The organism is Rhodococcus sp. 05-2256-B1, assembly GCF_002258465.1.
Taxonomy (GTDB): Bacteria; Actinomycetota; Actinomycetes; order Mycobacteriales; family Mycobacteriaceae; genus Rhodococcoides; species Rhodococcoides fascians.
The window spans coordinates 233975-248543 of the sequence record NZ_NOZA01000011.1 but is presented as its reverse complement, the minus strand read 5'-3'; the positions used below and the strand labels follow the sequence as shown (position 1 = coordinate 248543).

General features: G+C 65.5%; 9 protein-coding genes, 1 tRNA gene and 1 pseudogene. 9 read left to right on the top strand and 2 right to left on the bottom strand.

All coding sequences use genetic code 11. From position 1 onward, the window contains the following. Window positions 1–255 precede the first annotated feature (255 nt). The 7 genes from CH285_RS03100 to CH285_RS03070 all read left to right on the top strand — a co-directional run bounded on the left by CH285_RS03100 (window position 256) and on the right by CH285_RS03070 (window position 8755). Complete coding sequence (locus CH285_RS03100) at window positions 256–1488, top strand: PucR family transcriptional regulator (RefSeq protein WP_027495984.1); 1233 nt, start codon at window positions 256–258, stop codon at window positions 1486–1488. A 74-nt stretch (window positions 1489–1562) separates the two neighbouring features. Next, window positions 1563–2267: an ABC transporter ATP-binding protein gene (locus CH285_RS03095; protein ID WP_176458417.1), complete on the top strand. Its 705-nt coding sequence runs from the start codon at window positions 1563–1565 to the stop codon at window positions 2265–2267. Further along, a complete protein-coding gene (locus CH285_RS03090) occupies window positions 2264–4735 on the top strand; it encodes an ABC transporter permease (protein ID WP_094644476.1) in 2472 nt (823 codons plus the stop codon). Before CH285_RS03095 ends, CH285_RS03090 begins: the two co-directional genes overlap by 4 nt. A gap of 152 nt (window positions 4736–4887) precedes the next feature. Continuing rightward, window positions 4888–5514: an isochorismatase family protein gene (locus tag CH285_RS03085; RefSeq protein WP_162182896.1), complete on the top strand. Its 627-nt coding sequence runs from the start codon at window positions 4888–4890 to the stop codon at window positions 5512–5514. Between the two features lie 115 nt (window positions 5515–5629). Continuing rightward, window positions 5630–5705 (top strand) — tRNA-Arg (locus CH285_RS03080). Between the two features lie 106 nt (window positions 5706–5811). Beyond that, window positions 5812–7167 carry an HNH endonuclease gene (locus tag CH285_RS03075; protein ID WP_094644606.1) on the top strand — a complete coding sequence of 452 codons (1356 nt, stop codon included), beginning with the start codon at window positions 5812–5814 and terminating at the stop codon, window positions 7165–7167. A 223-nt stretch (window positions 7168–7390) separates the two neighbouring features. Then, a complete protein-coding gene (locus CH285_RS03070; RefSeq protein WP_052068934.1) occupies window positions 7391–8755 on the top strand; it encodes a DEAD/DEAH box helicase in 1365 nt (454 codons plus the stop codon). A gap of 29 nt (window positions 8756–8784) precedes the next feature. On the opposite strand, the pseudogene CH285_RS03065 reads toward CH285_RS03070, so the two are convergent. Beyond that, window positions 8785–10043 (bottom strand): annotated as a pseudogene (locus tag CH285_RS03065) (MFS transporter). Window positions 10044–10082: 39 nt separating this feature from the next. On the opposite strand from CH285_RS03065, the gene CH285_RS03060 reads away from it, so the two are divergent. Together CH285_RS03060 and CH285_RS03055 are read left to right on the top strand one after the other, a co-directional pair. Further along, entirely contained in the window at window positions 10083–12113 is a 2031-nt protein-coding gene (locus CH285_RS03060; RefSeq protein ID WP_255032196.1) for an ABC transporter ATP-binding protein, read from the top strand. Beyond that, a complete protein-coding gene (locus tag CH285_RS03055) occupies window positions 12110–12847 on the top strand; it encodes an energy-coupling factor transporter transmembrane component T family protein (protein WP_032371267.1) in 738 nt (245 codons plus the stop codon). The genes CH285_RS03060 and CH285_RS03055 overlap by 4 nt, the downstream gene beginning before the upstream one ends. A 1-nt stretch (window position 12848) precedes the next feature. Here CH285_RS03055 and CH285_RS03050 read toward each other — a convergent pair whose 3' ends face one another. Continuing rightward, window positions 12849–14459, bottom strand: coding sequence for a VWA domain-containing protein (locus tag CH285_RS03050; protein WP_255032197.1), 1611 nt, complete (start codon window positions 14457–14459; stop codon window positions 12849–12851). Window positions 14460–14569 lie beyond the last annotated feature (110 nt).

Sequence of the window (14569 nt, the reverse complement as noted above, 5' to 3'; positions counted from 1 at the left end):
GCATTGTTTAGGGCAAGTCGCAAGGCCCCTCGTGGCCCGCTCGAGATAAATCACAACGAGTTTTGCCGAAACCATGGATCACACGTAGATAACAACCTATGATCGATCCTGTTAGAGGCCAGGAAACAAACTCAAAGTTTGAAAAACCTGCCATTTCGGCTGAAGTTGCATAGATTCACGACAGGAAGCGCGTTTCTACGCGTGAGTACGTTAGCTCTCTCAAAACCTGAAGAATCCAACACGAAGGGTTGATCTGTGACCGTTCACAACTCGACTGGCCTCGGAATCATGGTCGCAGGGCAGCCTGCTTCGGCTCCCCTTCGCGATTTTCGCGCAGTGGCGCGCCTCCTGGTAGGCCACTTCGCCGCCAATACTCCCTGCGGTTCACTTCCCGGTGAACAACTCCACGGAGACGTCACCGAATTCACCGTCAAGTGCATCAGCATCGCCGTGCAGATGCTCGACGAGCGGCGCGCACCTGCCGAGTCCGACTTGGCCGAACTGCGCGCCAAGGCCAGTCAATGGGCTCGTGAGGGTGTCCCGCTCGAGTCCGTTCTCAGCGTCTACCACGAGGGCATTCAGATCGGTTGGAATCTGGTGTCCAAGCGGGCAGGAGAAGGCGACGCCGCCCAGTTGATCGAGGCTGCGCGCATGTTCGTGCTGCTGTCTGAGAAGGTCTCGATCGCGGCCAGCAAGAGCTACGTCGAAGAGCTTCAGGCAGTGGCGAGCGAGCATCACACAGCCGCGCACACGCTGGTCACCTCGTTGCTGAGCGGACACAACGCCGTCTCGATGGCCCGCCAGTCGGGCATCGAACTCGCCGACAGTTACCTCGTGCTCGCACTGTCGGTACCGCCGCACCCCGACGAGAACGACCCCAACATCCAGAAGACGGTGGCTGCACGACGCAAGCTGCGTCGCGTGCAGGCCGAACTGGCCACCGTCTGCGGACGCACTCCCCTGTCGCTGCTCAGCACCGAGGGCGGAACCGTCCTGATCCCCGGCGTCCACGACGACGAGTGGGTCGAGGCGCTGGTGCACCGCATCGGTACCGCCGCAGAGGTCCCCGTCACCGCCACCGCCGAGCAGGCTGCGACAGCCGACATTCCCACCGCCGCAGACCAGGTCCACGAACTGCTGTCCCTGGCTCATCAGCTGCACCGCCCGTCCGGGTTGTACCGGATGGACGACCTGGTGCTCGAGTACCAGCTCACTCGTCCCGGACCGGGTCGACGCCACCTCACCCAGATCCTCGAGCCACTCGATTCGTCACCCGAATTGCTCGAGACCCTCGAGATCCACATTTCGCACGACCTCAACCGTCAGCGCTCCGCCCGGCAACTCCATCTGCACACCAACACCGTCGACTATCGCCTCAAGCGAATCGCACAACTGACCGGGTTCGACCCGACTCGTCCCTCCGGTATCCGCCACCTCCAGGCGGCACTGGTGGCCAGACGGCTCGAATCTTCGCGCGGCGCAGCGTGATCTGAGAACTCCGACCGGTTTCTCGACCCGACGGCAGGTAGCGTCGGAAGTATTCGAGAAGCAGGGGATCATGCATGACGAAGTTGAAGCTCCAGTTGTCCGGCGTGGTCAAGGAGTACCCCACCGGCGAACAACCGGTCCGTGCGTTGGACGGCATCGATCTCACGATCGACGGTGGTCAGTTCGTGTCGCTGGTCGCGCCGTCCGGAGCAGGTAAGTCGACACTGCTGCACATGCTCGGCGCGCTGGACACCCCGACGGCCGGGTCCATTCGATTCAACGACGTCGAGGTCACCACCCTCGACGACAACGCACAGTCCGATTTCCGACGCCATCAGGTGGGCTTCGTCTTCCAGTTCTTCAACCTGCTGCCGACCATGTCGGCGTGGGAGAACGTCGCCGTTCCGAAGCTGCTCGACGGCACCCCCATCAAGAAGGCGAAAGCCGATGCAATGCGGCTGTTGGACATGGTGGGGTTGGCGCAGCGATCCGAACACCGCCCGGCGCAACTGTCGGGCGGCCAGATTCAACGTATCGCCATCGCCCGAGCCCTGATGATGGACCCGGCGCTGCTGATCGCCGACGAACCGACGGGCAACCTCGATTCCAAGACCTCCCACAACGTCCTCGAGATTCTTGCCGACGTAGCCCACGGCAGCGAGGGGCGTCGGGCAGTGGTGATGGCAACCCACGATCTCGACGCGGCTCGGTCGACCGATCGCGTCGTCAGCATGATCGACGGCCGCGTCGACACCGACACCGCTGGTACACCTCGGTGATCGGTACCGCGCTCAGCAGATTTCGCGTCATCAGCCTCCGAGACCTCCGAATGCACTGGGTGCGTTCGCTGGTCTCGGCGGGAGTCGTGGCCGTCGCCGCGGGTTTGCTCATCGCCGTCCTCGGCACCTACGGATCGCTGACCGGATCCGTCGAACGTCTGGCGGTCTCGATCGCAGGCAATGCGCATTACGAAGTGGTCGGCGTGACCGATTCGGGATTCGACCAGAACGAACTCGACGTCGTACGCGGTGTTGCGGGCGTCGATGCGGCGGTACCCCTGCTCCGCAGCATCGTGCGATCCGATGTCGGCGAGCTGACGGTACTGGGTGTCGATTCATCGATCACGGCACTGCAGTCCGATCTGCAAGGTGCCGTGGGCAACGCAGCGGGTCTGCTGTCCGACCCGTCGGGCGTATTGGTCGGAGCAGCAACGGGATTGACGCAGGGTGACACGGTCACGATCGCCGACCGACCCACTGCGGTGGTGGGCGTGATCGACGGCCCTGGTACGCAGCGCATCGGTGGGGGCATGTTCGCGGTCACGTTGCTGCCCACCGCGCAGGCGTTGACCGACCGTCCGGGTCAGCTCGATTCCATCTTCGTTCTCGGTGGCGGGGATTCGCTACGGTCCGACCTGGACGCAGCGTTGGCCGGCCGAGTCTCGGTGATGAATCCGGAATTCCGGGCCGACAGAGCCGATCAGGCCATGAGTCTGACGCGCAATGCGACGCTGATGGTCTCCCTCATCGCGTTCGTCGTCGCGGCGTTCCTGGTGTTCAACGTCATGAACATGGCCATCGCCAAGCGTCGCCCCACCATCTCTTTGCTCCGAGCGGTCGGCGGTCGGCGCGCGGACATCGTCCGCGACCTGTTGTTCGAGTCGGTACTGGTGGGTCTCGTCGGCGGTGCCGTCGGGGTGCCTCTCGGAATCATCATGGGCCGCATTGCCATCGAGAGCCTGCCGCCGTTCCTGTCGCAAGCATTCGATGCGCGAATCGAATACGTGTTGCCGAGCTTCGCCATTCCCGTCGCGATCGTGGCCTGCGTGCTGGCCTGCGTCGGCGCGTCCGCTCTGGCTGCTGTTCAGGTGTATCGCATCTCGCCGATCGAAGCATTGGCGGTCGGTGGCGGAGAAACAACCGGTGGTCCGAAACTGTCGTTCACGTTGGCTGCCACCGTGTTCGGCCTGCTCACCATCGCCGGATCGTTCGTGTTCGCCGTCAACGTGGACGGGCAACTGACCCTCGGTGCCGGTGCCCTGTTCATGTTCGGCGTCGTCGCACTGTGCGTCGGCGGAACCGGGCCGATCGTCTGGGCCACCGGCGCTGTGCCCCGCCGATGGGGTGGTGCCGGACGCCTTGCCACCGCGACCATCGAACGCGCTCCGCGGCGCATCTGGGCGACGGTGATGACCATCGTCATCGCCGTGGGAGTCAGTGTGGGAGTGTCCGGTTCGTTGACGAACATGACCGACTCCGCCGCCGAATCACTGTCGTCGCTCGCCGACACGGACCTGTACGTATCGATGAGCTCACCCGACGCGATACCGTCGGGCCCGATCGTTCCCACCGCCGTCGACGAGGCCGTGCGGGCGACGGCCGGCGTCTCCCGCGTCGTCGAAGGGCAGTGGGCCTACGCGACCATCGACGACGAGCTGGTCTCCATCCAAGGCGTCGCCGACGGAAGCAACGCGGTGACACTGGCCTCGCTCCCCACAGACGTACGCGCGGGATTGCTCGCGGGCGACGGGGTGGTGCTCTCGAAGGCGCTCGGTACGACGCTGGGAGTGACGGCGGGAGACTCCATCGATCTGCCGACGCCGACCGGGGTGCAGAACGTACGCGTGCTCGATCTCGTGGACTACATCAACGCCGCCGGCGGCACGATGGCGATCTCGCTGGAGTCGATGCAGCGCTTCTACGACCGCCCGGGTGCGACTTACCTCGAGATCACCGTCGACGGAGACGTTGCAGCCGTGCAGAATTCGCTGCGATCGACTCTGCCGCCCGAGGCATTCGTGTACACGGGCGCCGCGGCACTCGAGGGCACCAGCGCGGCCATCCGCCAATCCGGTGCGCTGGCCATCGCACTGCAGTGGATCGTCGCACTGGTCGCTGCCGTCGCATTGCTGAACACGTTGACGCTGTCGGTACTCGAACGTCGACGTGAACTCGGAGTACTGCGCGCCATGGGCGGCGGCCGAGGAACCCTGGCACGCATGGTGTTGGCGGAGGCACTGTCCGTGGGCATCGTCGGCGGCATTCTGGGGCTGATCATCGGTGCCGGCCTGCAATACCTGAGCACACTGATTCTCGGTGCCAGCATCGGAATTCCAGTGCAGTACAACGCCAGTTGGACGGTGCTGTTGTACGGACTCGTCGCGTTGGGCCTCTCGCTACTGGGATCGGCTCCGCCTGCGGTACACGCATCACGCCTCAACATCGTGGATGCTATTGCCGCGGATTGAGTGGTGGGGATCGGGCTCGTTCTGCGGTGCTGGGACCTAGGGATCCGCAAACGCGCGCGCGTTTGTCAGGTGCGAGCGAAATAGACAGCCAGCGGCTGACGACTCTGCGCGCGTCTGGAAAATGCGCGCGCGTTTGTACGAGGATGACCGACGTGGCCACATTCAGCGTCGAAGTAGAGAAGTACGCGGTCGAGACTCTGCGCGACTGTGTGGGTGGTCCCGAGTGGGAGTTGCGGCCCGAGCGCGCGGCACTTCTGGTCCACGACATGCAGCCGTACTACCTGAACGTGCTGCACTCCTCGGTTCGTGCGCGGGTGGCCGCAGAAGCGTCGGCGGTGCTCGCGTGCGCCAGGTCTGCCGGAGTGCCGATTCTGGCGAGCGGTCCGCGGGCGGCTGAGGCGATCGAACAGCGTGGACTGCTGGGGCCGATGTGGGGGTTGGGCCCGTCTGCCGAGGACGTGGCGGTCACCGAATCGGACTTCGTTCCGATCGCGAAGCGCAGCTACAGCGCGTTCTACGCGTCCGATCTCGAGGTCGAACTACGCCGACGAGGCCGTGACCAGCTGGTCATTGTGGGTGTCTTCGCCTCGGCGGGAATTCTCGCGACGACGTTCGACGCTTTTGCCCGCGACATTCAGTGCTTCGTCGGCATCGAATCGGTCGCCGATTACACCGCCCACCAGCACCGCACCGCCCTGAATCTGATCGCATCACTGACCGGTGTGGTGACCAGCAGCGCGAACCTGCTTCACGATCTGCGGTGCGGACCGCTAGACTGACGACCGCGATGTGGGCCCGCTGTGCAGTACGACAGCGACCCACCCGCAACCCGATTGTTCGACTGATCGAAAGACCTTGCCGCACAGGGACTTTGGAGCACTCGTTCGATCACCAGCCTTCGTAGCTCAGGGGATAGAGCAACCCTCTCCTAAAGGGTAGGTCGCAGGTTCGAATCCTGCCGAGGGCACCAGCCTCGCTTTTCGGCGCGCACTCTCAGATTTCTTACCCCGCCCCATTGCCCTCCCCTCCAAACCGGCGTATATTCGAACATGCATTCGAGTACTGGGGAGGAACTCGTGGTCACAGCTGTACCAGAATCACCGCTCACATCCGCCGAGGTGTTGAGGTTCGTTGCGCGTCTTCAGGCGTCCGACATCGTCGTCGACGCAGCAGCAGGCATCGATCTCATCTCTGCTCTCGAAACCGTCAAATGCGTCAGTGTGGCAACCCAAGCCGTGGTGACCGATGCCGTTGCAACCGTAATCAGCACCGAACGTCGTGAACGTGGCAAACCGAAAACGCAGTGGCGCACCGGAATTGCGTCGCAGATCGGCCTGGCCCGACGCGAGTCACCCAACCGCGGCGGCACTCATCTCGGGCTTGCTCGTGCACTCGTTCACGAAATGCCACACACCCTGGCCCGCCTGAAAGCCGGCGAACTCAACGAGTGGCGCGTCATGATTCTCGTCCGCGAAACAGCATGCCTCACCGTCGAAGATCGCCGGACCATCGACGAACGCCTGTGCGCAGACCCCGCCACCCTCGCCGGTGCAGGAGATCGCACCATCGAAGGTCGCGCCCGCGCACTCGCCAACGAACTGGACGCCGCCTCCCAGGTCAAGCGGCGTGCAAAGGCATACGCAGCACGCCGAGTCAGCACCCGCCCCGCACCCGAATCGATGGGATTCTTCACCGCGCTCACCTCGATGGAGAAGACCGTCTGCATGTGGGCGACCCTGCGGCGCGACGCCGACACCGTCATCAACGCAGGTGGCGACACACGCAGCCGCGACCAGATCATGGCCGACCTGGTGTTCGAGCGAGTCACCGGCGCATCGGCCGCTCAGGGTCCACCGGTCACCGTCGACATCGTCATCTCGGATTCCGCCCTGCTCGCCGGTGGCGACACGTCCGCATATCTGCACGGCTACGGCGACATCCCGTCGGACGTCGCACGCCAACTCGTGCGCGACGCACTCGACGGCACACAGGGCAATGAGACGCGCGTCGCATTACGTCGCCTCTATGCCCACCCGAAAACCGGCGCACTGACAGCCGTCGAATCCACATCCCGCGCATTTCCCACCGCATTGGGACGCCTCATCGATCTCCGCGATCGCACGTGCCGCACCCCGTGGTGCGACGCGCCCATCCGGCACCACGACCACATCACCGCACACACCGCGGGCGGAGCGACAAGCGCCGAAAACGGCGCAGGTCTTTGTGCCGCATGCAATTACGCGAAAGAAGGCGAAGGCTGGACGGCCGAAGCACTACGAGACAAACGGAACGCGCGACATCGGTACAGGCTCATCTCACCCACCGGGCACACGTACGATTCGAGCGCGCCGCCGATGCCGGTGGTCGAGCTCTACAGCTCGCCGGCGGAGAACGTCTACATCGACGGACTGTTCGGCTCCGACGCCGCGTGACCGTCGACCGCGGGAAGAGATCGGGTCCGCACTCGGTTACACTCGGTATCGACGCGCGTAACTGCACGTCAGACGTCGTGGAATGCTCCCGAATCACCATGTGCACCCCGCACAGGCTTCTCTTACGGCGATCGAAACTGCCCACCGGCAGTCTCGCCACCTTGCATCTCGGCCCGAAGGCCCGCAGGTGCAACACCCTGCCCGAAAGGCACTTTTCATCACAATGACGACCCCACAGACTTTTGCTGCACTCGGAGTACCCCAGGCCATCGCAGACGTACTCGCGAGCCAGGGCAAGACCGAGGCCTTCCCCATCCAGGCCGACACGCTCCCCGACACACTGCAGGGACGCGACGTACTCGGACGCGGAAAGACCGGCAGCGGAAAGACACTCGCATTTTCCATCCCCATGGTCGCGCGCCTCGCCGGCCAACTCCCCGGCAACCGCAAGCCCGGCCGCCCGCGCGGACTGATCCTTGCGCCGACGCGTGAGCTCGCCACCCAGATCGCCGTCGCGATCGAACCCCTCGCCGCCGCATACTCGTTGAAGGTCACGACGATCTTCGGCGGTGTCTCGCAGGTTCGCCAGGTGTCCGCACTCAAGTCGGGTGTCGACATCGTCGTCGCCTGCCCCGGACGCCTCGAAGACCTCATGAAGCAGCGCCACCTGACGCTCGACGGCGTACAGATCACCGTCCTCGACGAGGCAGATCACATGGCCGACCTCGGGTTCCTGCCCGTCGTCACCCGGATCCTCGCCGCTACCCCCGACAAGGGTCAGCGGATGCTGTTCTCGGCGACCCTGGACAACGGTGTCGACAAACTGGTCAAGCGCTTCCTGCACAACCAGATCACGCACTCCGTAGACGAGGCCACTTCACACGTCGAGGCCATGACTCACAGCGTGTTCGAGGTCGACGGCGTCGAAGCCAAGAAGAAGCTGGTTCACCAGCTCGCCTCCGGCACCGGACGCCGCATCCTGTTCATGCGCACCAAGCACCAGGCCCGCAAGCTCGCCAAGCAGCTCACCGACGCCGGAATCCCGTCCGTCGACCTGCACGGCAACCTCTCGCAGGCCGCACGTGACCGCAACCTCGCGGCCTTCTCCTCCGGCCAGGCCCGCGTGCTCGTCGCCACCGACGTCGCAGCCCGCGGCGTCCACGTCGACGACGTTCAGCTGGTCGTCCACGTCGATCCCCCAGCCGAGCACAAGGCATACCTGCACCGCTCCGGCCGCACCGCGCGCGCCGGCAGCGCAGGCGACGTCGTGACCGTGGTTCTGCCCGAGCAGCGCAAGGACACCGCAGTTCTGCTGCGCAAGGCCGACATCAAGGTCACCCCGATCCGCGTCACCGCCGACTCGCCTGCAGTGGCGAACCTCGTCGGCGAGCAGGCCCGCTACGTCGAGCCTGCACCGAAGGCAGAGCCGGCACCGGCCCGCACCGGAGCCCCGCGCAACAACAACGCGCGACGCGGCGGCCCGGCCCGCTCGGGTGGTCAGCCGCGCAGTGGTGGACAGCCGCGCAGCGGTGGCGGTGGCCACAGCCGTCGCGCAGCAGGCCCGGCCACGAGCCAGCGCAGCCGCTGACCCGAACTTCGGAAACAGGAAAGCCCTCGCTACGAGGGCTTTCCTGTTCTGATGCTCACGACGGCTGCAACCGCGCACAGGCCGGCCGCGCCGAACCACGCCATCGTGTATGCACCGGTGGCGTCGCGCACGACGCCTGCGACGACGGACGCGATGCCCGCTCCGATCTGGTGTGAGGCGAAGACCCACCCGAACACCAGAGAACCCTTGTCGCCGAACACCTCTCGGCACAGAGCAATCGTGGGCGGAACCGTTGCCACCCAATCCAATCCGTAGATCACCACGAAGATGACGATCGACGGTTGGATGGTCGCCGACAGCAACCACGGCAGAAACAGCAGCGAGATCCCGCGAAAGCCGTAATAGGCTGCCAACAGATACCGCGGATTCACTCGATCGGTCAGCCAACCCGATGCGATCGTCCCGACGATGTCGAAGATTCCCACCACCGCCAGCAGACCCGCTGCGGTGGTTTCGTGCATTCCGTGGTCGTGCGCCGACGGTATGAAGTGAGTTCCGATGAGCCCGTTGGTCGTTGCGCCACAGATCGCGAATCCGAGCACCAACGCCCAGAAGGTTCGTACTCGGCTCGCGTCGCGTAGCGCCTGCACCGCTGCGCGCGCGCGGGGTTCACGGTCGACACCGCCGCCGGCGGGACGTAGTCGGCGGGTGCGCCGTATGGAGTCACGCCGACATCGGCCGGCATGTTGCGCAGCCACCGCAACACGAACGGCACCACGATCAACGAGCCCCCGGCGATGAGGAACGACGCTGCGCGCCAACCGGATCGGTCGACCAGCTGTGCGATCAACGGCAGAAAGATCAACTGCCCCGTCGCGCTGCCCGCGGTCAACACGCCCGAGACGAGCCCGCGACGCTGCACGAACCATCTATTCGTCACCACCGCCGCGAACACCAGAGCCATCGACCCGGTGCCCAACCCGATCATGACGCCCCACGTCAACACCAACTGCCACGCCTGGGTCACGAACACACTCAGAGCGCTGCCCGCGGCCACGACGACCAACGCCGTCGACGTCACAGCTCGGATCCCGAAACGCTCCATCAACGCCGCGGCGAACGGTGCCGTCAGACCGAACAGCACCAGGTTGACGCCCACCGCCAGCGACAGCATCGACCGCGGCCAACCGAACTCTTCCTGCAGCGGCACCATCAACACACTCGGTGCGGCCCGGAACCCGGCCGCACCGACGAGAGCGAGGAAGGCCACCGCGGCGACGATCCATGCCGGATGAAGTCGCCTGCGGGTCGCGATCTCGGAAGTCACGCAGACAGTGTGCCTCAGTCGAGCTGGCACACTGGAGCGGTGACCGTCAGCGCTGCCCACCGTCCCGAGTCCGGGCCCCTCGGTCCGCAAGAATTGGCGACCGCTGCGGTGATGAGCAGCTTCACCGTCGCGCTGACGGTGATCGGCGTGCTGGTGCCGATGGCAGCGATTCTGCAGGTAGTCGCCGCTATTCCCATGTCGGTGGTGGCCCTTCGCTATCGCACGCGAGCATTGGTCACCTCAGCGGTGGCGGGCATACTCGTAGGATTCGTCGCGGCCGGCACTCAGACGGCGCTCACCGTGGCCAGTGCGGCATTGCTGGGCGGTCTGGTCGGCCGGGCGAAGCGCCGGAAACAAGGCCTGTTCGGCGTGCTCGTCACGTCGGCAATCGTCGGACCGGCACTCGGAGCCCTCGCGGTGCTGTTGCTGCTGATCCTCGTCCCGCTACGGCAGCTGTTTCTCGAGACGCTCCGCAACACCATCGAAGGCATCTCTCGTCTGTTCGAGCGCGCATCCGCCCCGCAAGGCATCCCCGATGTGATTCGCAGCAGCAGCACAGCGGTACTCGACAACTGGTGGTGGTGGGTCGGCGGATCCATCGCATTCGGCATCGTCACCGGAACGCTGTTCGCGTGGCTGATCCTTACCGCCATCCTCGATCGCCTCTCGGCCATCCCCACCCCGGAGCCGTTCGTCTCGGGCATCGACGACGAGATCGCGCCACTGCCCGTCACCCTGACCGCCGTGGGCTACCGGTATCCCGGCAGCAGATCGGCAGCGTTGAGCGGCATCGACCTGCACATCGAAGCGGGAGAATTCGTCGCGATCGTCGGCCATAACGGATCCGGCAAGTCCACGCTGACGCGCATTCTCGCCGGCCGTGAACCCTCGGAGGGCTCGGTGACTCGTCCCGGCTCCACCGGACTCGGACGGTACGGCGGCACCGCAGTGGTGTTGCAGCGACCCGAAAGTCAGATCCTCGGCACCCGCGTCGCCGACGACGTCGTATGGGGACTGCCGCCCGGCGACTCTCGCCCCGACGTCGACGCCTTGCTCGACGAGGTGGGGTTAGGCGGCATGGGTGCTCGCGACACGGCCTCGCTCTCCGGCGGCGAGATGCAGCGACTTGCCGTCGCCGCGGCCCTGGCTCGGCGTCCCGCTCTGCTGATCGCCGACGAGGCAACCGCCATGATCGACGCCTCGGGCCGAGAGCATCTGGTCTCGCTACTCGCGGCACTGCCCCGTCGGCACGGGATGTCGGTCGTACTCGTCACCCATCATGTCTCGGAAACCGTCGCCGCTGATCGCGTCGTACATTTACACGAGGGCATGCAGGTGGAGCACGACACTCTGTGGATGCAGACCAGGACCGGTAACACTGCTGTGCTGCACGACAATTCGAGCCCGCGCCTGCTCGAACTACGCGACGTGCGGCACGTCTACAACAGACGCACCCCGTGGGCGCAATCGGCGTTGAACGGCGTCGACATCACCGTCAAGCGAGGCGAGGGAGTTCTCGTTCTCGGCGGAAACGGTTCGGGCAAGTCGACTTTGGCGTGGATCATGGCCGGACTGACCGGGCCCACCACCGGCGTCGCGCAGCTCGACGGCAAGGCGATGACGTCGCGAGTCGGCGACGTCGGGCTGGCCTTTCAGCATTCGCGCCTGCAGTTGCAGCGGCGCACCGTCTCCGAGGACATCGCCGCGGCCGCGGGGCCCGAAACCGGTTCTGCCACAGTGTCGGCCGCGATGGATGCCGTCGGCCTCGACCGGTCACTGGCCGCACGCGACGTCGACTCGCTCAGCGGCGGGCAGATGCGACGCGTGGTGCTGGCCGGTCTGATCGCTCGTCGACCCCGCATCTTGGTGCTCGACGAGCCGCTGGCCGGACTCGACCCGCCCGGACGCGACGACATCATCGGCGTCCTCGCCGGCCTGCGTGAGCGCGGCGTATCGATCGTGGTCATCTCGCACGACGTGGACGGTATGGACGCCGTCTGCAGTCGAACCATCACGATGGCCGACGGCCACATCGTCTCCGATTCGATTCATGGGAGCGTGCATTCGTGACGACCGTCGTACTGCGCCAGGTTCCGCGGTTCTCACCCATTCATCGACTGTGGGCGGGCACCAAGCTCATCGTGGTGTTGCTGCTCAGCATCACGCTCGTCGTGGCTCCGACGTGGCCTGCCCTCGGCATCGTGTTCGCACTGCTGGTCATCGCCGCTGCCATTGCCCATATTCCGATCACAGCACTACCGCGCCCGCCGTGGTGGATCTGGGCACTCTTCGGCGTCGGAGCATTGATCAATCTGCCCATCGGCGGCGCAGCGGTTCTGCTGTACTTCCGTGCGACGCTGTTCGTGTTCGTTCTGCTCGGCGCATCGATGATGATCGGGTGGACGACGTCGATGAGCGACATCGCTCCGGCGGTGTCGAAACTCGGTGCACCGCTGAAGAAGCTGAAGCTGCCGGTCGACGAGTGGGCGATCGCCGTAGCGCTCAGCCTGCGGTCGCTTCCACTGCTCATCGAGGAGATGCGCACTCTCAACGCCGCCCGACGGCTGCGCCCGAAACCCGTGGTCAACAGTGCGTCGGACAACTCGCTGGTCGACATCGTGACCACGGTAATGTCGGTGGCCATCAGGCGCGCGGACGAGATGGGTGAAGCCATCACCGCACGCGGGGGCACCGGCATGATCACCGCCACCGAGGCACGTTTCAAGGCCTCGGACGCGGCGACTCTGGTGGTGGTGACGCTGGCCTGCGCGGCCGCGATCGCGATCAGCTTCCTGCTGCGGTGAGCTACTCCCCCGCGAGACGCTCGGTGCGTGAGTTCAACGCCTTGACGAACACGTCCGGGATATCGCGGGGATCCTCCGCGACATAGCTCGTACCACCGGTGGCCGCGGAGATCTGCTGCAGCGCAACCGGATCGGCATCACTGGTGACGCCGACCGTGATGATCACGATGGGACGCACCGGATCCTGCTCCTTCTGCAGGGCGGCGAGAAGCTGGTCCAGGGAAATACTGCCGTTGTCCTCGTTCGCGCCGTCGGTGAGAATGATGACGCTGTTGACGTAGTCCGGGTCGTAGCCCTCCTTGACACGTCGGAACGCCGCAAGAGTGGTGTCGTAGAGCCCGGTTCCGCCTCCGACCAGAGCCGGTAGCCCACGGACCGCATCGAGAATGGCCTGACGCTGCGGCTTACCGTCGAACGTGTTGCTGACCGGGCCGAGCGGCACCAGTTCTCGATAGTCCTGCTTTCCACCACCGAGTCCGATGGAGAAGGCCCACAGCCCCATCTGCGTCTGGTCGCTGAACAGATCGTTGGCACCGAGCGAGGCATCGACGGTCAACGCGATGCGGGTGGAGTCGCCGGATTTCGCCGCCATCGAACCCGATACGTCCTCGACGACGAGGGTCCGGAGCGGCAACGCGAGCACCGCCCAGTCGCGCAGCGTCGTCTCGATCGACAGCGGATTCTTGATTTCCAACGCGGCGACCGAGCCGACGCCTCTGCCGTCGGCCAAGGGGGTTCCACTCGACGTTCGGAAGCCGGCTGCAACGAGTGTGTCCGTCGCCGACTGCGAGGCCAGCACCGACGCCAACGCGGCCCCGGCGGCCTTGACGCGGTCGTACTCCGGCCCGGCCGGAGCCGTGACGGCGAGGGGGTAGTTGAGGAAGTAGCTGCCCGTCGGCGGCACCGACTCGGTGAGCGACGATCCGGGGTTCGCTGCCTCGTAGGCCAGCACGGCCTGTTCGGTGGCGACGCTGGTTCCGCCCTCGGTCGCCACCTGGGCGACGAGGTCCGGGGTGTCGTGGGGCGTGTCGGCTATCCGGCCGAAGTCCTGTGCCATGGGCACCAGAGCGGCGGACACGGCTTTGGCGTCGGAGATCGCGACCTCGGACTCGGCCAGCGCACCGAGGATCGCAGCGTTGGACGCACTACTGGTGAGCGGATCGCCGATGCGTTGGCCCGGCATCTGCAGCACGCTGAGCCAGGTGTCGGTCACCGGAGCGGTATCGGAGGCCGACACCAGCACGGGCAGCGTGTTCGCCACCGACGTCTTGGCGAGTTCGGGCAGGGCTCCGGTCGAGCGCAGGGTCTTGAGCAGCCACAACGTCGAGTCCGGGATCCACAGGTCGGGGCGGTTCTCGTCGGTGCCTGCGATCTCGGTCGCCGTGTCGGTGGGGCGCTCGGCCCGCACTTCGAAGTCGACGCAGCCGCGGTCCACCTCGCCCGCCCGGCCGAGGATCTGCTGCACCGGTTCGGCGATCGAGGTGTCCACCGCGAGCGAGACCGTGTCGAGCGAATCGCACGAGTCCGAGCCCGCTGCACGCACGGCCTGGACGCCGAACCAGCCACCGGCCGCGACCACGACTGCAGCCAGCGCGGCCGCACCCCAGGTCACGACAGGGCTGAACCTGCGACTACTGCCGCTGTGGCGTCCTGACATCGACTTCGCCCCCTACTACTACCCCCGACACGCCTGTGTTACGGGACTGCTCCGCACTACCCCAG

Excerpts from the sequence above, each read along its gene's own strand:
- CH285_RS03070 (WP_052068934.1), top strand. The coding sequence starts at position 7,391 with ATGACGACCCCACAGACTTTTGCTGCACTCGGAGTACCCCAGGCCATC.
- CH285_RS03095 (WP_176458417.1), top strand. The coding sequence starts at position 1,563 with ATGACGAAGTTGAAGCTCCAGTTGTCCGGCGTGGTCAAGGAGTACCCC.